This is a genomic window from Erythrobacter sp. NAP1 (assembly GCF_000152865.1).
Classification (GTDB): domain Bacteria; phylum Pseudomonadota; class Alphaproteobacteria; order Sphingomonadales; family Sphingomonadaceae; genus Erythrobacter.
Window position 1 is genome coordinate 3,177,325 of the sequence record NZ_CH672390.1, and the last position, 19,853, is coordinate 3,197,177.

Annotated in this window: 21 protein-coding genes and 1 tRNA gene; 7 read left to right on the top strand and 15 right to left on the bottom strand. The window is 61.3% G+C overall.

The window, feature by feature from the left end:
• Window positions 1-84: 84 nt before the first annotated feature.
• The 7 genes from rfbB to NAP1_RS15315 all read right to left on the bottom strand — a co-directional run bounded on the left by rfbB (window position 85) and on the right by NAP1_RS15315 (window position 5,759).
• The gene (gene rfbB / locus NAP1_RS15285) at window positions 85-1,137 is read right to left on the bottom strand and encodes a dTDP-glucose 4,6-dehydratase (RefSeq protein ID WP_007166234.1); all 1,053 of its coding nucleotides are present in this window, start codon (window positions 1,135-1,137) and stop codon (window positions 85-87) included.
• The gene (rfbD, locus tag NAP1_RS15290; protein ID WP_007166235.1) at window positions 1,130-1,978 is read right to left on the bottom strand and encodes a dTDP-4-dehydrorhamnose reductase; all 849 of its coding nucleotides are present in this window, start codon (window positions 1,976-1,978) and stop codon (window positions 1,130-1,132) included. The genes rfbB and rfbD overlap by 8 nt, the downstream gene beginning before the upstream one ends.
• On the bottom strand, window positions 1,975-2,520 hold the full coding sequence (rfbC, locus tag NAP1_RS15295; protein ID WP_007166236.1) for a dTDP-4-dehydrorhamnose 3,5-epimerase: 546 nt from the start codon (window positions 2,518-2,520) through the stop codon (window positions 1,975-1,977). Before rfbC ends, rfbD begins: the two co-directional genes overlap by 4 nt.
• Before the next feature lie 11 nt (window positions 2,521-2,531).
• Window positions 2,532-3,425, bottom strand: coding sequence for a glucose-1-phosphate thymidylyltransferase RfbA (gene rfbA / locus NAP1_RS15300; RefSeq protein WP_007166237.1), 894 nt, complete (start codon window positions 3,423-3,425; stop codon window positions 2,532-2,534).
• 144 nt (window positions 3,426-3,569) lie between these two features.
• On the bottom strand, window positions 3,570-4,355 hold the full coding sequence (locus tag NAP1_RS15305) for a class I mannose-6-phosphate isomerase (RefSeq protein ID WP_007166238.1): 786 nt from the start codon (window positions 4,353-4,355) through the stop codon (window positions 3,570-3,572).
• 23 nt (window positions 4,356-4,378) lie between these two features.
• Window positions 4,379-5,443 (bottom strand): mannose-1-phosphate guanylyltransferase, encoded by a 1,065-nt coding sequence (locus tag NAP1_RS15310; protein ID WP_040465146.1) that lies wholly within the window; start codon window positions 5,441-5,443, stop codon window positions 4,379-4,381.
• 225 nt (window positions 5,444-5,668) lie between these two features.
• Window positions 5,669-5,759, bottom strand: a tRNA-Ser gene (locus NAP1_RS15315).
• 300 nt (window positions 5,760-6,059) lie between these two features.
• Between NAP1_RS15315 and NAP1_RS15325 the strand changes: the two genes are divergently transcribed.
• The 3 genes from NAP1_RS15325 to NAP1_RS15335 all read left to right on the top strand — a co-directional run bounded on the left by NAP1_RS15325 (window position 6,060) and on the right by NAP1_RS15335 (window position 8,823).
• Window positions 6,060-6,971: a DUF1134 domain-containing protein gene (locus NAP1_RS15325; protein WP_007166240.1), complete on the top strand. Its 912-nt coding sequence runs from the start codon at window positions 6,060-6,062 to the stop codon at window positions 6,969-6,971.
• Between the two features lie 105 nt (window positions 6,972-7,076).
• A complete protein-coding gene (locus NAP1_RS15330) occupies window positions 7,077-8,264 on the top strand; it encodes an aromatic amino acid transaminase (RefSeq protein WP_007166242.1) in 1,188 nt (395 codons plus the stop codon).
• A 10-nt stretch (window positions 8,265-8,274) separates the two neighbouring features.
• On the top strand, window positions 8,275-8,823 hold the full coding sequence (locus NAP1_RS15335; RefSeq protein WP_007166243.1) for a GNAT family N-acetyltransferase: 549 nt from the start codon (window positions 8,275-8,277) through the stop codon (window positions 8,821-8,823).
• Between the two features lie 50 nt (window positions 8,824-8,873).
• Here the strand turns inward: NAP1_RS15335 and NAP1_RS15340 are convergent, their stop codons facing one another.
• On the bottom strand, window positions 8,874-9,353 hold the full coding sequence (locus NAP1_RS15340; RefSeq protein ID WP_007166244.1) for a hypothetical protein: 480 nt from the start codon (window positions 9,351-9,353) through the stop codon (window positions 8,874-8,876).
• Here NAP1_RS15340 and NAP1_RS15345 point away from each other — a divergent pair.
• The 4 genes from NAP1_RS15345 (at window position 9,352) to NAP1_RS15360 (ending at window position 14,978) form a co-directional block, all read left to right on the top strand.
• Entirely contained in the window at window positions 9,352-9,870 is a 519-nt protein-coding gene (locus NAP1_RS15345; RefSeq protein WP_083776317.1) for a PilZ domain-containing protein, read from the top strand. The two genes, NAP1_RS15340 and NAP1_RS15345, sit on opposite strands and share 2 nt — an antisense overlap.
• A gap of 241 nt (window positions 9,871-10,111) precedes the next feature.
• Window positions 10,112-11,044 carry a hypothetical protein gene (locus NAP1_RS15350; protein ID WP_007166246.1) on the top strand — a complete coding sequence of 311 codons (933 nt, stop codon included), beginning with the start codon at window positions 10,112-10,114 and terminating at the stop codon, window positions 11,042-11,044.
• Between the two features lie 436 nt (window positions 11,045-11,480).
• Window positions 11,481-12,419, top strand: coding sequence for an OmpA family protein (locus tag NAP1_RS15355; RefSeq protein ID WP_040465149.1), 939 nt, complete (start codon window positions 11,481-11,483; stop codon window positions 12,417-12,419).
• Between the two features lie 213 nt (window positions 12,420-12,632).
• Window positions 12,633-14,978: a hypothetical protein gene (locus NAP1_RS15360; protein ID WP_040464545.1), complete on the top strand. Its 2,346-nt coding sequence runs from the start codon at window positions 12,633-12,635 to the stop codon at window positions 14,976-14,978.
• A gap of 81 nt (window positions 14,979-15,059) precedes the next feature.
• Here the strand turns inward: NAP1_RS15360 and NAP1_RS15365 are convergent, their stop codons facing one another.
• The 7 genes from NAP1_RS15365 to NAP1_RS15395 form a co-directional block, all read right to left on the bottom strand.
• A complete protein-coding gene (locus NAP1_RS15365) occupies window positions 15,060-15,683 on the bottom strand; it encodes a riboflavin synthase (RefSeq protein WP_007166249.1) in 624 nt (207 codons plus the stop codon).
• 9 nt (window positions 15,684-15,692) lie between these two features.
• Entirely contained in the window at window positions 15,693-16,640 is a 948-nt protein-coding gene (ribD, locus tag NAP1_RS15370; protein ID WP_007166250.1) for a bifunctional diaminohydroxyphosphoribosylaminopyrimidine deaminase/5-amino-6-(5-phosphoribosylamino)uracil reductase RibD, read from the bottom strand.
• 29 nt (window positions 16,641-16,669) lie between these two features.
• Window positions 16,670-17,176 carry a hypothetical protein gene (locus NAP1_RS15375; RefSeq protein ID WP_007166251.1) on the bottom strand — a complete coding sequence of 169 codons (507 nt, stop codon included), beginning with the start codon at window positions 17,174-17,176 and terminating at the stop codon, window positions 16,670-16,672.
• A gap of 93 nt (window positions 17,177-17,269) precedes the next feature.
• The gene (locus NAP1_RS15380; RefSeq protein WP_162013493.1) at window positions 17,270-17,839 is read right to left on the bottom strand and encodes a DUF4402 domain-containing protein; all 570 of its coding nucleotides are present in this window, start codon (window positions 17,837-17,839) and stop codon (window positions 17,270-17,272) included.
• Between the two features lie 106 nt (window positions 17,840-17,945).
• Window positions 17,946-18,668: a M48 family metallopeptidase gene (locus NAP1_RS15385; RefSeq protein ID WP_007166253.1), complete on the bottom strand. Its 723-nt coding sequence runs from the start codon at window positions 18,666-18,668 to the stop codon at window positions 17,946-17,948.
• Complete coding sequence (locus tag NAP1_RS15390) at window positions 18,669-19,160, bottom strand: YcgN family cysteine cluster protein (RefSeq protein ID WP_007166254.1); 492 nt, start codon at window positions 19,158-19,160, stop codon at window positions 18,669-18,671.
• 1 nt (window position 19,161) lies between these two features.
• On the bottom strand, window positions 19,162-19,779 hold the full coding sequence (locus NAP1_RS15395; RefSeq protein WP_007166255.1) for an SCO family protein: 618 nt from the start codon (window positions 19,777-19,779) through the stop codon (window positions 19,162-19,164).
• Window positions 19,780-19,853 lie beyond the last annotated feature (74 nt).

The following is a 19,853-nucleotide window of genomic DNA, read 5'->3' on the forward strand; positions in this document are numbered from 1 at the left end:
AGAGTTCGGCATTTGTCGGAGTTAGGCGTTTCAGTGCCCAATAATAACACGGATGCTGAAACGGCTGCGAGCTAGCAGGTGGCTCTACCGATTGAGCAACGGTTGCCACCAATCCTCGTTGGCAAGATACCAGCGCAAGGTCTGGTGCAAGCCTTCGGCAAAAGTGCGCTCGGCTGCGTATCCAAGGTCGCCGCGGGCCTTTGTTTCGTCGATTGCGTAACGACGGTCGTGACCCGCGCGGTCGGTGACGAAGGTTTTGAGCTTGCTGGTAGGCTTCCCGTTCGCAGCTGGCGCGTCGGGATAGCGTTCGGCAAGACCATCGACCTCTTCGAAGGCTCGATCGACCTCCGCACAAATGGCGTCGATGACTGCCATGTTCGGCAATTCTTCACCGCCGCCGATATTATAGGTCTCGCCGGGCACACCTTTCGAAAGGCAGGCCTCGATCCCGCGGCAGTGGTCCTCTACATGGAGCCAGTCGCGCACGTTCATGCCGTCACCGTAGATCGGCAGGCTCTTCCCCGACAATGCGTTGAGCAAGAACAGCGGTATCAGCTTTTCAGGATACTGGTATGGTCCGTAATTGTTCGAGCAATTGGTGGTCGTCACATCCAGCCCGAACGTGTGGTGATAGGCGCGCACGAGGTGATCGGACGATGCCTTCGATGCCGAATAAGGCGAGTTGGGCGCATAGGGCGTGGTTTCGCTGAATGCGGGGTCATCGGCGCCGAGCGATCCATACACCTCGTCGGTGGAGATGTGATGGAAGCGGTGCTCCATCCCGTCGCCATCAAGCCAGACCGCGCGCGCGGCTTTGAGCAGGCTGTTCGTCCCAAGAATGTTAGTGTCGATGAATGCATCGGGACCAGAGATTGAACGGTCGACATGGCTTTCGGCGGCAAAATGCACGATGGTCGCGATTTCGCGCTCACGAAGCAGTTTTTCGACGAGTTCCTGATCGCGAATGTCGCCTTCGATCAGATCAGCCTGTTCGACGCCCTCAATGGTCGAGCGATTGCCTGCATAGGTCAGAGCGTCGAGGACGACGATCGCATCTTCCGGATGTTTGTCAGCCCAGTAGTGAACGAAATTGCCACCGATGAAGCCAGCGCCTCCGGTGACGAGCAGGTTAGCCAAGTGTCTTCTCCTCGCGCAGCATCTGCCGCAGGTTTACCCGCCAATGAGTATGACCATCCTGGAGCAGGGCGCGGGTCTTGCTGCTGTCGAGCAGCGAGAATGCCGGGCGCGCTGCCGGGGTGGGGTAGTCGGCGGTGGTGATGGGCGTGATTGGGATGGCCGCATCGAGCAGGCCGAGAGCGAGGGCCTCTTCCTGGATCGCGACGGCAAAATCGTACCAGCTCGCGGTTCCGGCATCAGAATGGTGGAATGTGCCGCTGGCATCTTTGTCCAAAAGGCCCCAGATCGTGGCAGCAAGGCCTGGTGCCCAGGTAGGAGCGCCAATCTGGTCGGAAACGACGTTCAAAGCAGGCTTGTCGCGCATCAATCGGAGCATCGTTCGCACGAAGTTCGTTCCTCCTGCCGTGTAGACCCATGCGGTCCGGACAAGGATGTCGCTTTCCCGCAAATGATCCTCGCCCTCCGCCTTGGTGCGGCCATAGGCGGAGATGGGAGCGCGAGTGTCATCCGGCTGATATGCGCGCGAGCTCCGACCGTCGAACACGAAATCGGTCGAGACGTGTACGAGCTTGCCGTCATGCGCATCGACAATCGCTTTCACCGCGCCAGAATTGATCGCGCGTGCCGTCTCTTCGTCGCTCTCGGCCTTATCGACCGCTGTATAGGCGGCTGCATTGATGACAATATCGGGCTCGATTGTGGTGACGAGATCGCCAATGGCGTCCGCATCGGTCAGATCGCACTCATCGATATCGACGGCTTCCACGTCTGCCTCGGCAGGGGCGCTGGCAACGAGACCCCGACCGAGCTGCCCCTTGGCGCCTGTTATGAGAACCCTCACGCGAACGCCTCCACTTCACCAAGTGACTTGCCTTCGCGGTCTTTCGACGACAGCTGAACTTCCAGGCCATCTGTCGGCCATTGGATCCCGACTTCCGGATCGTCCCATGCTAGCGAATGCTCCGTTTGCGGAGCGTATGGCGCGTCGCATTTGTAGAGGAAGTCGGTGTTGTCTTCGAGCGTCAGGAACCCATGGGCAAAACCCTGCGGTACCCAGAACATTCGCTTGTTCTGCGCTGACAATTCAACCCCGACCCATTTCCCGAATGTCGGCGAAGAACGCCTCAGGTCCACAGCGACATCGAAAACAGCGCCGCTGACGACACGGACCAGTTTGCCTTGCGGCCCCGGATTCTGAAAATGCATTCCGCGCAGCACGCCCTTTTGCGAGCGCGAGTGATTGTCCTGCACAAAAGCGATGTCGAGCCCGGCGTCGGCAAATGCTTGCGCGTTCCAGCTTTCCATGAAGAAGCCGCGCTCATCGCCGAACACTTTGGGTTCGATGATCAGCGGGCCGTCGATTTCTGTCTTGGTGATTTGCATCGAACTGCTGCTCAACCGATTGCGGGCTGATCGAGCAAGCCGAGCAGGTATTCGCCATAGCCGGACTTGCGCAGCGGCTGCGCGATCTCTTCGAGGCGCGCATCGTCGATGAAGCCCTGGCGCCATGCGATTTCCTCTGGGCAGGCAATCTTGAGGCCTTGGCGCTCCTCGGTGATGCGCACATAGGTCGCTGCATCGAGAAGCGAGGCGTGCGTGCCTGTGTCGAGCCAGGCAAATCCTCTGCCCATGATCTCCACCGACATAGAGCCTTCGTCGAGATAGAGGCGGTTGAGATCGGTAATCTCAAGCTCGCCGCGCGCAGAGGGGGCAAGATCGCGAGCACGGTCGACGACAGTTTCGTCATAGAAGTAGAGCCCGGTGACAGCGTAGTTCGACTTGGGGACCTCGGGCTTTTCCTCGATCGAGATCGCCGTGCCTTCGCTATCGAACTCGACCACGCCAAAGGCTTCGGGGTCGGTGACGCGGTAGGCAAATACGCTTGCGCCACTCTCGCGCGCGTCTGCGTTACCCAAAAGCTCCGGTAGCCCGTGCCCGTAGAAGATGTTGTCACCCAGAATCAGCGCGCTCGGCCCGCCGCGAACGAAGTCTGCGCCGATGTGGAATGCCTGCGCCAGCCCCTCTGGTTTAGGCTGCTGTGCATAGCTTAGGTTTACCCCGAAGTCTGACCCATCGCCAAGCACCCGCTTGAATTGAGCAGCATCTTCGGGAGTCGTGATGATCAGGATGTCGCGTATGCCAGCCAGCATCAAAGTGCTGAGCGGATAGTATATCATCGGTTTATCGAAGACCGGCATCAATTGCTTCGATACGCCCTTCGTAAGCGGATAGAGCCGGGTGCCCGAACCGCCAGCGAGGATGATGCCTTTTCTAGGCTGGGAATTCACTGCAACTTCCTAAGTAAATGCGACCAAGATTGCCGGCGTGCGCTTCGCAGCATCGCGGGTGAGGGTCAATAGGGATGATCGAAGCATTAGCCCGCAAATCAACCACCCCAACGTCCATATTCTAATGGACTGCGCTGGCTGAGGTCAGGCGTCTTTGCGCGAGGAAACCAGCAGCGTGCAATCGGCGTCGCGGAAGTCCAGAGAGGCAAGATTAGGCGCAAGACCGCATTCGCCAGGTGCTATGGTTGTGCCTCGGTCGTTGGCACCGACCGTGCCCATCAGAGGGAGCACCAAAAGCGGCGTGTCGTGTGAATTAAGCATCGTTTCGCTCGGACGACCTTCAATCCTGTCAATCCGGAAGAAGGGCCCGTCGATGAGCCTTTCCCCGCGCTCGGAGACATGGCTGCGCAAGTCTGCCTTGTGCGGGGAGCCGTTGGCGACCGCCACAGCGCGCTCCAGATGGAGTTCGCGCGGTCGTCCGTAATCGTAAAGCCTGAAGGTCGTGGAACTGGTTTGCTGCACCTCGACCAGCGTAAGGCCGGGGCCGATGGCGTGCACGGTGCCTGCCGGGAGGTAGAAGATGTCCCCCTCCTTGGCGGGATGCCACACCAGCATCTCCTCGATTGAACCGTCAATCGCGGCGCGTTCGATTTCTTCGCGCGTAACTTCGTTTTTGAAGCCGACCGCAAGTTTCGCCTCATCCTGAGCTGCGATAACCACCCAGCATTCATCCTTGCCAGCCTCATCAGGGAGGGCGTCATTCTGAGACGGATGAACTTGGACAGACAGCTTTTGCGAGGTGAACAGGAACTTGACGAGAACCTCGGCCATTTCTTCGGGCGGTTCGAACCAGATTTCGCCGATGCGCGAGCCGTCAGGCGCCGAAAACGGGGCCGGGAGCACGTCGCAGCCCCAAACTTTTTCAACCATGCGGGTGCTAAGATGGCGGGTCTTCAGCGACACTTGGCTCCACCTTTCGAAGATGCGCCGGGAAGCTTGCCCACCAGCTGCGCCTGATCGCGAGAGGTCACGAGCACCTCGTCGCCATCGACCACTACACAGATATTCTCGAGCCCTACCACCGAGACACGTGGCCCATCAGAAAACGTGAGAACGCCTTCACTATCGAGGAAATCGGCCCTTCCTTTTGCTACGTTGCCGTCCTCGTTTGCCCGGCCCGCGTCTTCGCAAATCGCCTTTGCGAGCGAGTCCCAGTCGCCAATGTCGGACCATCCCATATCGGCCGCAACCATCGCTGCGCGCGACGTGTTTTCCATGACCGCATAGTCGATCGACTCTCCGGCAATCTGCTCAAATGGCGAGGGGGCGGGGCGGAACGTGGTATCGGTTTTCTGGCCTTTTCGGAAACTCTCGGCGACCAGCGCTGCCATTTCCGGCCGGTGGCTGTTCAGCTCGTCCAGCAGAAATCCCGCGCGGAAAGCAAAGATCCCCGCGTTCCAGCTGTAGTTCCCCGAAGCGAGAAAGCGTTTCGCGGTTTCGAGATCGGGCTTTTCGACGAATCGGCCAATTCGATTGCCACCGCCCAGTGCTTCACCTGTCTGCAGATATCCGTAGCCCGTGGCCGGGCCGGTCGGCTCGATAGCCAGAGATACGAGCCAATCCTGCGAAGCAAGGCGCGCGGCGGCCATCGCAGCGGAGTGGAATGTACTTTCGTCCGAGATGTGGTGATCGCTTGGGCAGACCAGCATGATGTCATCGGGTGACAGGCTGTGCGCGGCTATCGCTATCGCGGCCGCCGTATTGCGCGCGCAGGGTTCAATGACGATCCGGATGTCGCCAGATGCCTGATCGGCGATGAGGCCGTGATGCGCCTCCCCCGCAACCACTGTCGGTTTGGCAAAGTTGGGACGGCCAGACACCCTGTCGATGCTTTGCTGGAACAGCGTTCGCTCACCAATCAGCGGCAAAAACGGCTTGGGCAAAGCTTGCTTGCTCACGGGCCAAAGGCGCGTTCCGCCGCCACCGCAAAGGATGACAGGATGGATAGAGCTTTGGATACTCACCTAGAAGGCCTCACACGTTTCGGCATTTAGCTGAGACGTTAGTAGACCGAGACCGGTTATGAAATGGTACAAGAACCGAAATGGTGCCAACTTTCATTCCGCATATTGCGGGTTGTAGGACCGTGAATCGGTTGAGAATGCGGGCAATTCACCCTCGCCAAGCGCCGCCTACGACGGACTGCTGCTGGCCGGTGCGCGGATGGAGGCGGTTGGAAAAGGTGGCGGAGACGGAGGGATTCGAACCCTCGATACCCGTAGTAGGTATGGTTCCTTAGCAGGGAACTGGTTTCAGCCACTCACCCACGTCTCCGCTGACGCTGGCCTTCAGATTGGCTGCGAGCCGCGCGCTATAGTCGCGCTTCGCATGACCGGCAAGGGCCAATGGCAAGAGATTTGCGGCGAATGTGTGCACCGCCTGCGAAGCGTCTTACGCGTCATTCCTGAGGGGCACCACTCTACCCGGCCATCTGCGATTCATCGCAAGGCTCTTATCGACTCGCTTCGTCGCGTTTTCGATTCGGTCCGTCGCCGCTCGATTGCCGTGACAGCTGATTAAGACTCTGCTTGCCCATGCAAGAGTGCGGCGGCTGCGATGCGAGAGAGGTTTACGATGCGCAAGGACACGCCCCTGACGACCCTTAAGACTGGCCACAGCACTGGCGAGCAAGCCTCGCCGCTTTCCCCACTCGCGCGCATCAGTCGCTCGGGCGCCGCGATGTTCGCCGCTGCGATGCTGGTGCTCGCACCGGCGGCCGCGCAGGATGTCGAGAGCTTCGATCCCGATGAAGCGTTCGAGACGACCGCTCAGGGCTCTGGTGGAGGCTCCGGTGCAATCGACGCCGATCTTGCCGATCCCAGCCTTCGCGAAGCGCCTCAGACAGCAGAGCCGCTTCAGACCGAAGAGCAGGCCGGTTTCGAGGGTGAGTTTGCCGACTATTCCGATGGCGACGTCGCCACCGCGCAAGAGGGCGAGCCGGTTCCCGAATGGACCGATCCGGTTCCCGGCGAACAGGTCGCAGGCGCACAGGAAGCCAATTCTGGGACCTTTGCCGAAGACGATCTGATCGGCGCTGCCGAAGGCGTGTTCGGCAAAGGCGCACAAGGCCTTGCCGGAATGATCGAGGATCTGCTTCGCAAGCAGGGCGAGCCCAATGGCTACATCGTCGGGCGCGAAGCGGGCGGTGCCTTCATCTTCGGTGCCCGTTACGGTTCGGGCACACTCCATCACAAGGTCGAAGGCCAGCGCAAGGTCTACTGGACCGGCCCCTCGCTTGGCTTCGATGCCGGAGCGAATGCGGGCAACACCTTCGTTCTCGTTTACAACCTGTATGACACGCAGGACATCTTCCGCCGCTATCCCGCAGGCGAAGGCCAGGCCTATTTCGTGGGCGGCCTTCATGCGAGCTACATGCGGCGCGGCGATGTCGTGCTGATTCCGATCCGCATCGGTGCCGGCCTCAGGCTGGGCGTCAATGCGGGCTATATGCGTTTCTCTGAGAAGCAACGCTGGTTGCCCTTCTGAGGTTGCACATCGCCCGAGGCTGACCGTGCTTAAGCGCGGCGGCGGGCAACATGGTTCGAAAGGTGGTTGCGCACGGCGCGCACCTGCGTCAGAGCATGCGCCATCATGCTCGACAATCTCGAACCCCAATCGCCCGATGCGCTGCTTGCGCTGATCAAGCTCCACGCTGCCGACGAACGGCCCGACAAGATCGACCTTGGCGTCGGTGTCTACCGCACGGGGCAGGGCGCGACCCCTGTCTTCGGAGCGATCAAGGCGGCTGAGAAATGGCTGGTCGAGAACCAGGATTCCAAGTCCTATCTCGGTCCGGAAGGCGATATGGGCTTCGTCAACGCTCTCAAACCGTACATTTTCGGCGAAGACCCGACGATGGGCGGGCGCATTCAGGGCATGCAGACACCGGGCGGCACCGGCGCGGTTCGCCTTGCGGCGGCCTTGGCGCAGGCAGCCGGCATGACCAGGCTTCACATGGGAACGCCAAGTTGGCCCAACCATGCTCAGATCTTCGGCGATATCGACCTTGAATGGGTCGCTTTCGATCATGCGAACCCTGACGGCACGGCTAACATCGACGCGGTGCTTGCTGCGATCAAGAGCGCAGGCCCCGGCGAAGGCGTGCTCCTGCATGGCTGCTGCCACAATCCGACGGGGATCGACTACACCGCCGATCAGTGGGACGCGATTGGCGATGCGCTGGTTGAGAGCGGCACGTTCCCGATTATCGACACCGCCTATCACGGGCTGGGTCACGGGCTTGATGAGGACGTCGCGGGTCTTCGCAGCGTGCTTGCCAAGGTGCCCGAGGCGTTCATCGCTTACAGCTGCGACAAGAACTTCGGCATGTACCGCGACCGCGTGGGTGCATTCTACATCATGTCCAAGTCCGGTCCTGAAGGCACCGACACGCTCGACAAGGCGTTCTCGAATGCCAACGCGCTGGCCCGCGCGAGCTGGTCGATGCCGCCCGACCATGGAGCGGCTGCCGTGCGCGTGATCCTGCGCGATCCAGAGATGACGCAGCAATGGCTCGACGAGCTCGACCAGATGCGCGCGCGGATGCGGCAGGTGCGCGATTACCTCGCCAAAGCTGGCGTTGCCGGCAGCGTCGACCTTGCGCCGCTTGGCATTCAGAATGGCCTGTTCTCGGTGCTTCCGATCAGCAAGGAGCAGGTGCAGGCGCTTCGCGAGGATCACGGCATCTACATGGCCGGGTCTGGCCGCATCAACGTTGCGGGCCTGACGATGGACAACATCGACAAGTTCATCGGCGCCATCGCTGACGTGACGGGCTGAGAGGCCGCGATTGCTCGACCGCCAGCCAACACTCGAAGGTCCGAGCCTGCAGCTGAGGCCCCTGCGCCAAGATGATTGGGAAGCGCTTTTCGCGGTCGCGTCCGATCCGCTGATCTGGGTAGTGCACCCGGCGCATGATCGCTGGCGCGAACCAGTGTTCCGAACCTTCTTTGACGATGCGCTCGCAAATGAGGGCGCTCTCGTCGTGATCGACAAGGCTACCGGCAAAGTCATCGGCTCCTCTCGCTATCAGGGGCTTGAAGAGGCGGATGGCGGTTCGATCGAGATTGGCTGGACGTTTCTTGCACGGTCCCAGTGGGGCGGGGCGGCCAATCGCGAGATGAAGCGGCTGATGATCGGCCATGCGCTTCAAGGCGTTGCTCAGTGTCGCTTTGCCGTCGGGGCGGACAACATCCGTTCGCGAAAAGCGATGGAGAAGATCGGCGGCCGAATGACCGAGCGGACCGAGAATCGCGGCATGGCGGGTTCGGACCAGCCGCACGTCTTCTACGTGATTGATCGCGAGGGCTTTGCGACGGGTCCGCTTGCGGCGCAGTGAGGTCGCGGTGGACCGCGCAAAGGGGCGTTTGGAAAAACGCGGGCGAGGGCTCACAAGGCACCTTCCTCGATCCCGGCAACCCTTGCATCGAGCCGCGTGAGTAGCCGCAAAAGCGCAGTATCGTCAGGTTTTCGGGCGATCCCGCGCATCTTTCCGCGATAGATTATGGGGCGCCACAGACCGATCTCTACGCGCCATCTGAGTGTAGGAAGTGTGACTTTCCGCCAATCTTCGCCCCGCCGATCTGCGACCCAGTCCACGACGGGTGCGCAGCGTCCATCGAGCACCTTGTCCCAGGCGCGAGCAAAGCTTTCGGCGCCCTCGCGCTGGCGCAGCCGATAGGCGCTCTCGCGGCTTCGCCCAACCGCGCGCGAGGCGGCAGCGACGCAGCCGGTCAGATAGAGGTGTGCAAGGAACGCGCACTGTATCTCGGGGGTCCACCCGCCGCGCCTTGAGCGCAGCTTTACCGGGGTGAAGGCCGGAGGATGTCGTCGCGAATTGCGCCGCCTGCGGGAAGGAACACGTGTCATGGCCGACACCAAGGCACAATTCACCCCGTGTAGGAAAGCGAGCAATCGGTCGTTTGCGTTACGGAACAGGCGATTAGCCTTAAGTGCTTTTTCACATGTTGGTCATATCCGGGCTCGGCAATGGGGAAACGATTACATGCATCAGCAATTGAGGAAGCCGTCGGAATACACCGACCGTGAATGGCCGCGCCGTCCGGTTTCAATCGCCGCGTCGATCAAGGACGCCGAAGGTGAGCAGTTTAACGGCACGCTGATCGACATCAGCGAACGTGGCTGCCGTATCCGCGTGCTTGAGGCGGGGCCTCTGAGGGTCGGCGACACATTCCATGTGCGTTTCGCCGGGCTTGATGCGCAGGCCGCCTGTGTCGCGTGGTCTCAGAACAAGGTTGCAGGAATGCGCTTTGTATCGCTGATTGAGTCGACCGTAATCGGTGAACTCACCACCCGCTGGAAACGCCTGTACGCAATTAAGAGCACCCGTTCGCCCGGGAATCACCCCGGCGAGCCGCTCTGGTAGAACGCGATCGGGCAAGCCCGCGCGGCGTGGTTAGCCGGATTGTGCCGAGGGTGCTTGACGCTCTAACCCCCTGAAATACGCAGAATCCCTAGGGTCACCGGGCGAAAGACCGCTTGGTTAATGCGCCCTCCACCATCTTGTACGACCAATTATTAGGCGAACGCGACCCAAGACCTTCCCTGCGTGACCTCGCGCACCACATTTTTCAATCCGAGTGGAACCGCTCAGGGAAGGGTCCAGAATGAACAAACTCGCTTACGCCGGTATTTCGGCAGTCGCACTTGCCGCAGCTTCGCCTGCACTGGCTCAGGCCAATGTCGACGTCGACCAGACCGGCACGAACCATGACGTCACGATCGAACAGGTCGAAGACGCTCTCAACTCGATTGAGATCAGCCAGGCAGGCGACGGTCAGATTGCAACCGCGCTCCAGATCGGTGGCGGCTCTACCAACAACCAGGCTTTCATCATTCAAGGTGACCTTGGCGGCCTTGGCGGCAATGAAGCATCGATCCGCCAGACCGGTGCAGACAACCTTTCGGCTATCGGCCAGAACTCGGCGACCAACTTCGCAGCCGTCAACCAAAGCGGCGACGGCAACACCGCGTTCGTCGACCAGGGCCTTGGCGGAGGCGCCGGTGTCGATGGCAGCTCCAACAATGCCTTCATCGTGCAGCCGGGCGCTGGCAACTCGGCAACCATCAACCAGAACCTGAACACCACCGGCGGCGGCAACGACGCTGACGTCTTCCAGTTCAGCGACGACAACGTGGCCTTCATCGAGCAGGAAGACCTCACCAACGTGGCTTTCGTCGTGCAAGGCGACATCGCAGGCGCAGGCACTAACACTGCGACCATTTCGCAGAACGGTTCGGGCAACCTCGTCGCGATCGGCCAGAACGGCACGCTCAACGAAGCCGTCGGCAATCAGCAGGGCGACGGCAACTCGCTGTTCATCGATCAGGGCTTCGTCAATGGCGCTGGAGTCGGCGGCGACAACAACTATGCCGAAGGCAACCAGATCGGGAACAACAACTCGCTCACGCTGAACCAGAACCTGACCACGGCGGGCGGCAACAACTCGATCATCTTCACCCAGATGGGCGACAACCTGACGATGACCATCGATCAGGAAGGCAGTGGCCACGTAATGAACGTTACGCAGACGATGTAATGCGCGTTCAGCCAGCCAGCTAACGGCTGACAGGATGTCCCAGAGTGGGTTTTGGCTTTTGCACCGGCCGGTCCACCTGCATCATGAAGGGCGCGAGTGATCGACATCTCTCGCGCCCTTTTTGCGTCCATTGCCTCAACTCACCGTATCCCGATCACAGGCCAACCACGGCTGCGTGCATTCTGACTTGTCTATTCATTGACGTGCAAGGATCGTAGCGACAGATCGCCGCCACCTGCACGATGAGCGTGCTGGTCGGACGTGAGCGATCTCGGGTCCGTTAACCTCGTTTCAAAGGGGGCTCTTACAAGCCGGTGATGCAATCCGTGGGTCGCGCTTATGGCGTATGCGAGTATTCGCAAACAGGGGCAGGCAAGAACAACCGCCTGCTTTCGGGTTCGTATCGCGGTGGATGCTGCTTGAAGGAGCTGAAAGAATGAAAACAACTACGAAAACCACTCTTGCGCTCGTAGCGCTTGCTGCGATGCCGTTCGGCATGCCTGCCATGGCTCAGGAAGCCGCACAGGACAGCGAAGTTCTCACCACAGTTTATGCGCCGGAAATTCCTGCTCTCGACACCATGGTCGAAGGCCCGGATATCGAAGGCTTCATTTCCGCACGCCGCGGCAACCGGGTCCAGGTGACCAGCGCCGATGGCACCAGCACGGTCGTTACCGTAACGGAAGAGACCACGATCAAGGCGCGTGGCGGCTTTCTTGGCCTTGGCCGCGAAACGCTGGGCGCCGATGCGCTGCTGAACGGTCTGCCGGTAAAGGTCGCGACCCGTCAGTGGGACGGCGGCCTTGTTGCCTCGGACGTGCGTTTCTCGGACGGCGATCTTGAGACCGCCGAGATGATCCGCTCGGGCACCAACCAGCGCTTTGCCGACAACGAAATGGCAATCGGTGAAAACACCGCCGGTATCGAGAAGAACGCTGCTGCCACCGAGGCACTGCGTGGACGTTTCGGCGACATCGACCAGTACAACATCAAGTCGACCACCAATGTCTATTTCGACACCGGTCGTCACAACCTCTCGCAGCAGGCTCGCGCAGAACTGTGCAACGCCGCTGCACAGGCCGAAGCGACCGACAATGCGCTTCTGCTGGTTGTTGGCTACACCGATTCGACCGGCAGCCAGGAAGTGAACCAGCGTCTGAGCGAACGCCGTGCAGGCAGCGTGGTGAACTTTCTTCAGCAGCAGTGCGGCTGGAAGCCGTGGCGGATGCTGTCGCCAACCGGCATGGCCGAAGCTGACCCGGCAGCGGACAACACGACCGCTTACGGCAAGGCCCAGAACCGCCGCGTCGCCGTCAACGTGCTCGTATCGAAGAGCGTCGATGGCCTTGACGACGAGCGTCAGGCAAGCCGCTAAGACGCGAACGCTGATTAAAGCGAACTCAGAGAGGGGCGGGCCGCGATGGCCCGCCCTTTTCTTATGCGGCGTGACAGGCGGGAGGTTCCGCTTTCAATCAATCAGTTAAAATGGTAGTAACCATGCAGTTAGCGGAGAGGGGTGCTCTTCGCGCTTTGGGCTGGCTTTCATTTGAGCCTCAATTCTGAGGACTGGCCGGCAGGGGGAAAATTGATGAAAACTCTATTCAGGACCACTGCGTCCGTCGCAGCGCTTGGTGCAGCATCGCTTGCTTTTGCTGGCGCGGCTCACGCTCAGGCTGTGCCGAACAATGTCAGCGTGATCGTCCAAAGCGGCGAGGAAAACGATGCCGATGTCGAACAGACCGGCACCGACAACGATTCCACCATCACGCAGGACGGCACCACCCGCAGCGCCGATAACATCTCCAACGAAGCCACCGTCACGCAAAGCGGCACGGGCGGCATTTCCGAGATCGACCAGACCGGCGACAACCGCGCTACGCTGAACCAGACAGCAACTTCGGTGGATGTGCTTTCCACGATAACCCAGATCAATGCAGGCGGCGGTCCTCAGAACCGCGCGAATGTGCGGCAACGAGGCATTGGTGGCGGCGAGGGTTCGCTGACCGGCTCAATCGTGGACCAGACCGGTATCCGCGGCCGTGTTCGCGTTCGCCAGCGCGTTGACACGATCGATGCCGACAGCGTGGTTACGCAAAGCGGCGAAGAGGAAAACGCCGAGGTCTTCCAGATCGCTGGCGGTGCACAATCGGGCATCGCGCAGGATGGCGACTCGATCCTTTCCGAGGTCTATCAGGACGGCTCCAGCCTCTCGCTCATCTTCCAGGGAGGGAATGACAACACGATTGGTGTGCGCCAGGAAGGCGACGGCAACTTCTCGTTCGTCGACCAGGAAGGCAGCGACAACAGGGTCGGCTTGCCCGCATACGACAACAACCCGGTTGGCACGAGCGATGCCGAGCTCGGCGTGTTCCAGACAGGCGAGCGAAACCAGTCCTTCATCGTCCAAAGCGGCTCCAACAACAGCACCGACGTCGTGCAGGACGGTGACGACAATTTCTCCGACGTGACCCAATCGGGCGCGGACTCCTTCGTCGAAGTCAACCAGGACGGGGCCGAAGGGTTCAACACCTCCGAAGTCACGCAGACCGCAGATGCGGGCAGCACGGTCACGGTGAACCAGACCCGCGATGCGCTCGCTCCGGTAGCCATCAACGGCGACAATTTCAGCCTCGTCGATCAGTCCGGTACTGTTCAGGCGGTTTTCGTCGACCAGACCGGCGATGAGCACACATCGCGCGTGTTCCAGTCGGGCGATAATAACGACACCGACGTTCTGCAGACCGGCTTCACCAACGAAACCCGCATCCTGCAAAGCGGCAGCAACGGCGAGATCGACAGCGACCAGACCAGCAGCGACAACTTCAGCTTTGTCGACCAGTCCGGCACTGACAATTTCTACCAGATCAACCAGTTCAACGGCGACGGCAACAACGCCCGCGCAACGCAAGGTGGGTCGGACAACGAGGGCCGCATCGGCCAGAACGGCTTCACCAACATCTCGCGCCTGACCCAGACGGGCACGCTTGGTTTTGCTGATGTCGACCAGAATTCGAGCGACTCGACTTCTCGCATCACGCAGACCGGCGATGACAACTTTGCCTTCGTCCGCCAGCAGGACTCAGGGCAGGTTTCGGTCATCGAGCAGTCCTCGCCCGATGGGTTCGGCACTGCCGGTGTCAACGTTGTTCAGGAAGGCGGTAACGGCAACCGTTCAAACGTCCTCCAGAGCGCCGGTATCGCGTCAGCTTTGAGCGGCGGATACACCAATAACCTGCCGGATGGCGTTGGAGGAATCTTTGCCGCCAGCCCGTTCGCGTTGGTCCGTCAGACCGGTAACGAGAACGTCAACAACATCGATCAGACCGGCGAGTCGGCGATTGGTTTCTTTACCCAGACGGGTGATGAGAACCGCCTTATCAGCCTGCAAAGCGGCACCAACATGGAGACGAACGTCACCCAGAGCGGGAACGGCAACATCTATAACGGCATGCAGGCTTCCAGCATCATTGATGTCGACGGCCTTTCTCGGATCGAGTCGATCCAGACAGGCAACGACAACCGCTCAATCGTTACGCAGGACGGGATCGCTGAGGACTTCTTCAGCCTTTCGGTGCGCGTCAATCAGGTGGGTGACGAGAATATCTCGCGCGTGACCCAGTCGGGGACCGATGACACCGCCTTCGTCGACCAGATCGGCAACGAGAACGTGAGCAACGTCATCCAGAATGCCGGCGGTCTCGAAAACCTCGCCGACGTCAATCAGGACGGCGACGAAGGCTTCTCGCGCATCGTCCAGTCGGGCACGACCAACGAGGCCGAGCTCAATCAGGATGGCCTGCTCAACACTTCGATCATCCTGCAGGACGGCACGTCGAACATGGCGACGGTCAATCAGGACGGCACCGGCAACTTCAGCCGGGTCGACCAGGCCGGTACGATGAACTCGGTGGTGGTGAACCAGAACATTCCCTGATCGCCAGATCTCAACTGAAACACCGAAGGGGCCCGCGCCATGATGGTGCGGGCCCCTTTGTTTGTGCGCTCGGTCGCAGGCTTAGCGCGTGGCGGCGAGGCCCTGCATCCGCTTCAGGTAGCGGGCGAGCACGTCGATCTCGAGATTGACCTCGTCGCCTTCCTTGAGGTCGCCGAGCGTCGTGACTTCGGCAGTGTGCGGGATGATGTTAAGCATGAAGTCGCAAGTCCCGTCACTGCGATCGCGCACGTCGTTGACGGTGAGCGAGACGCCGTTAACCGTGATCGAGCCTTTTTCCGCAATGAAAGGCGACATTTCAGCGCGCGCCCGGATCGCGATGCGCCAGCTGTCGCCAACCTCTTCGGCCTTCACCACCGTGCCGACAGAGTCGACATGGCCGGTGACGATGTGACCGCCCAGCTCATCTCCGACGCGCAAAGATGGCTCGATATTGATGCGCGCGCCCTCGTTCCACATGCCGGCATAGGTTCGGCTGACGGTCTCTCCCGACACGTCCACATCGAACCAGGCATCACCCTTTTCGCCGCCGCGTTCGACGACCGTGAGGCACACGCCCGAACAGGCAATCGAGGCGCCGATATCGATCCGCGCCGGGTCGAGCGGGGCGTTGACCCGCAGGCGGATATCGCCGCGCTGGTCGACATTCGCGATGGTGCCGATGGCGGTCACAATTCCGGTGAACATTCGTGTCTCCTATCGGGTGCGCAGATAGGACGTGAAAGTGTCGCTGCCAAGCTGGCGGCTTTCACAATGGCGCCAGCGTCCGTGCGCGTCTGCAAGGCTGGCAAGGCCGATGTCGGAAAGCGCGGGCAATCCGCTGCCGATCAGGATCGGGGCGCGGTAGATGTGAAGCTCGTCGACCATGTCCTCGGCGAGGAAACTCGCAGCCGCTCCTGCCCCGCCTTCGACATAGAGATATTGCACGCCGTCGAGCGCGGCGATCTGCGCAGGCTCGTTGATGACGGTGACGCCATCGGGCGCGACGCCGCGGGTGAGCAGCACCCGGTCGGGGCTGCGCGCTTCGAGGCCGGGCAGGCGTACGTCGAGACGAGGCTTGTCCGCACGCCAAGTGCCGCCTCCGACAAGGATCGCATCGTGCTGTGCCCTGCGCGAATGGACGTGTGCGCGGGCAGCCTCTCCCGTAATCCACTGGCTCGCGCCCGAGGCAAGCGCGATTGCTCCATCTAGGCTCATTGCGAGTTTGAGGGTCACATGCGGACGACCGAGGGCAGCGCGCGTGAGATATCCGGCAAGGCTGGCACGCGCGACATCATCGTCAAGCACCGTCACAGCGATCCCGGCGCGCTGAATGCGTTTTGCGCCGAGGCCTGCGGTGCGCGGGTCGGGGTCGAGCTGGCCTATGACCACGCGCGAGGGCCGCGCCGCGATCACGAGGTCGGTGCAGGCGGGGCCGCGCTGTGATTGATGTGCGCACGGCTCGAGCGTGACATAGAGTGTCGCGCCTTTCGCGCCGCCCTCGGCGATACCAGCAAGCGCGATGGCTTCGGCGTGCGGGCGTCCACCGCCTTGAGTCCAGCCGCGCGCGATGACGCAATTGCCCTGCACCAGCAGTGCGGCGACGCCGGGGTTGGGGCGAGCTATCGGACGCGCACGTGCGGCCAGCCGCGCTGTAGCGGCCATCCATTCGCTGTCAGTGAAGTCTTGCGGCGCTATGACGCCGGGCTTTCGCCGGGAGCCTCGCTCGCAGGCCCTTCGTCGCTCTCGCCGCTTTCGCCCTCGGACGCGCGGCCCATCAGTGCGTCGAGCTCTGCGCGGCGCTCGGCCTCTTCGGCAGCGCGGGCGGCGCGGCCCCGGCGGTCGATCTCATCGACGTCCATGCCGGCGGCAGCGCCAAGCGCCTTGTAGATGTCACGCTTTCGCGCCTCGAGATCCTCTTCTGCCGCTTCGCGCAGATTCTTGATCTCCTGATTTTCGAGGTTCGAGGCGATGATCTCTTCATCGCTCCGCCCTTCTTCCAGCGTGGTGATGTAAGTGATCTGCGGACGCTCGGGAGTCACGTAATTGCGGTCCTGAATGAGGTAATACATCAGCGCCGCGATCGGCAGAGAGGACATCACCAGGATCGGCCAGCGGTAGGGATTGGGCTTCCGAAACTCGTTCCAGAAGTCGAGAATCCCGGGCTTGGGATTGAAGCGTGATTTTTGAAAAACACCCATGATGGGGTGAAATATAGGGAAGCTGCGCGCTTAGCGCCAGAGGTGTGCGCCAGAGGTGCGCGCCAGAGGAGTGCGACCGGCGGGCGGGGCGGCTTACGGATATTCGACAGTGATCGGGACGCGTCCGCGCAGGTTGCCGCTCGCGTCGGTCTCCGCCTCGATCACGAGGGTGCCGGAAAAACGAAACTCCAGCTGCCCATCGGAATCGAGCCTTGGAAAGCCGTCGAGGTCGGTAACGAATTCGCGCACGCGCGCCGTCCCGCCATTAGGGTCGCGCATGCCGATCTCGTTCGGGATACTGATGACGACCTCTTCGAAAGGTGCACCCTGAATCATCGCGCGACCCGTGATCGGCATTCCGCCCAGATCGTCGACATCGCCGATAACGGTCTTGCGCCCGCTTTCGAGGTCGAGCAGCACCCGCGCCTCACCGCTGCCGAGCAGGACGACGCGGCCAAAGTCGATATCGCTTTCGATGGTGATCGTGATGCGCTGGCAATTGCGGTTACGGTTGCCGTTCCCGTTACCCGGAGGCGGACGCTGGTTGCCATTGCCGCGGCAGCCGGGAGGCAGGTCGCAATTGGGGCAGTTGCCCTGCGCGCGCACGGGTGCATCCGCTCCGATGAGCGCCGGGACGGCAAGGCTGGCCGCCGCAAGGGTCAAGGCGAATGCCCTAAACATGACTGCAATTTAACTGAGCAGGGTTAACGAAAGCCTATGCGATTGCGCCTAGGCCGAGGGTGCAAAACCTTAACGCAAATACAGAGAGTTAGCCGAAGGCGGCGTAAAGGCTGCGCCCGTTCTGCTTGAGCCAGCGGTCCGCCTCGTTGATCTTGCCTTCGTAGATGTCACCCAGCAGCGCGTGGAAGGCGGGGCTGTGGTCGAAATGGACCAGATGCGCGACTTCGTGAGCGACAACCGAGCGGCGAACGAAGTCGGGCGCCTGCACCAACCGCCAGTTGATGCGGATGCGCGATTTGTCCGAACAACTGCCCCAGCGCTTTTGCGCGCGCGAAAGGGCTGTTGGAACAGGTTCAAGTGCGGCGGCGGCGGTGTAGTCGTGCATGTCGGCCTCGAACAGCGCCAGCGCCTCGCGTTCGAGCCAGCGCCGCAGCCTGCCTTCCAGACCCGCCTTCGGACCGCCAAGGCGCACCGTGCTTTCATCAAGCACCGGGCGCCGCGCTGCGGTTTCTTGCCACGCGATGGCTTTGGGCTCCCCGCGATAGAGCAGCATGCCACCCGGTCCCGGCGTCTCGCGCCGTGGCACGCGGGCGTGTTGTTCGGCCAGCCAATCGCGCCGCGTGTGAGCAAAGGCAATCGCCTCTGCCGAACGCGCCCAGCGCGGCAGGGTGATGCGCACCTCGCTGCCGTCAGGAGCGAGCCGCAGGGTCAGGCGTTTGGCGGTGGCGTGGCGGCGAAGGATGATCGGAACTGTCTCACCGCCAAGTTCGATCTCAGGATCGATCGGAGCGCGTTTGAGCCAGTCGATCACTCAATCCTCCTCCGTTGCAGCAAAGCCGACTGTCACCGTCTGCTTGGGCGGGCCCCATTCGACGATGTGATGCTCAAGCGGCCCTGCATCATCTTCACTGATGACGCGTCCTGCAACCGATACGCCAGCGCGAACAACAGCCTCTCGCTCGCCGCTGATGAGGTAGTGCCAATCGGGCAACTTGCGTCCAGCCGCGCGGCGGCGATAGGCGCAGGTGGTGGGCAACCACGGCACGTCCTCGACGATCGAAAGCGTCAGGCGCAGGCAATCGGGCACGAAGGCCTTGCGGTTGCGATAGTCGCTGCACTGCGCGGTGCTGCAATCGAGCAGTTTGCAGGCAACGTTGGTGTCTTCGATCTCGCCGGTATCGGCGTCCTCGATCTTATGCAGGCAGCAGCGCCCGCAGCCATCACACAAGGCCTCCCACTCAGCGCGCGTGAGCTGATCGAGCGGCAGCTCCCAGAAAGCGTCACGCAAAGTGGGCTCGCTCATATCAGGTTACCCATTTGCCGAGCTCCTCGGCAACCGCATCCGCGCCAAGATCGGCGGGAAGCAGCGCCAGCGGCTCACCCTGCGGGCCGAACAGCAGCACGGTGCGCGAGTGGTCCATCAGGTATGTGTCAGGCGAGGGGCTATCGAGCTTGGTGTAATAGACGCCGAAAGTCTTGGCAGCGTCTGCAATCTGATCAGGCGAACCGGTGAGGCCGATCAAGCGCTCGGAAAAGGCATTTGTGAATTCCTCGACCACTTCGGGCGTGTCGCGGTCAGGGTCGACCGAGATGAAGATCGGCTGGACCTGCTCACCCAATTCAGGATTTTCATCGGTGAACTGGTTGAGGCCCTGCACCGTGCGCTGCACGTCGGTCGGGCAGATGTCGGGGCAATAGGCGTATCCGAAATAGACGATCCGATACTGGCCGTTGAAGTCGGCCCATTTCACCGCCTCGCCACTGGTGTTCTGAAGGTCGAATTCGCCCCCGATGGTCGCGCCGTAAAGCGGCGGTTCGACCGGCACGGCAGGTTCGCTGCCGCATGCCGACAGCACGAGCGCGAGCGGCGCAACAACAGATGCAGCGAAAGCGAAACTGGGGGACTTTGCGAGGGTGTTCATGGTCTGCTAATTGCCTTGGGGCGATGGGCTAAATGTGCCCGGGAGTTGGGGGAACCTCTTGCGGTCTCTCACTG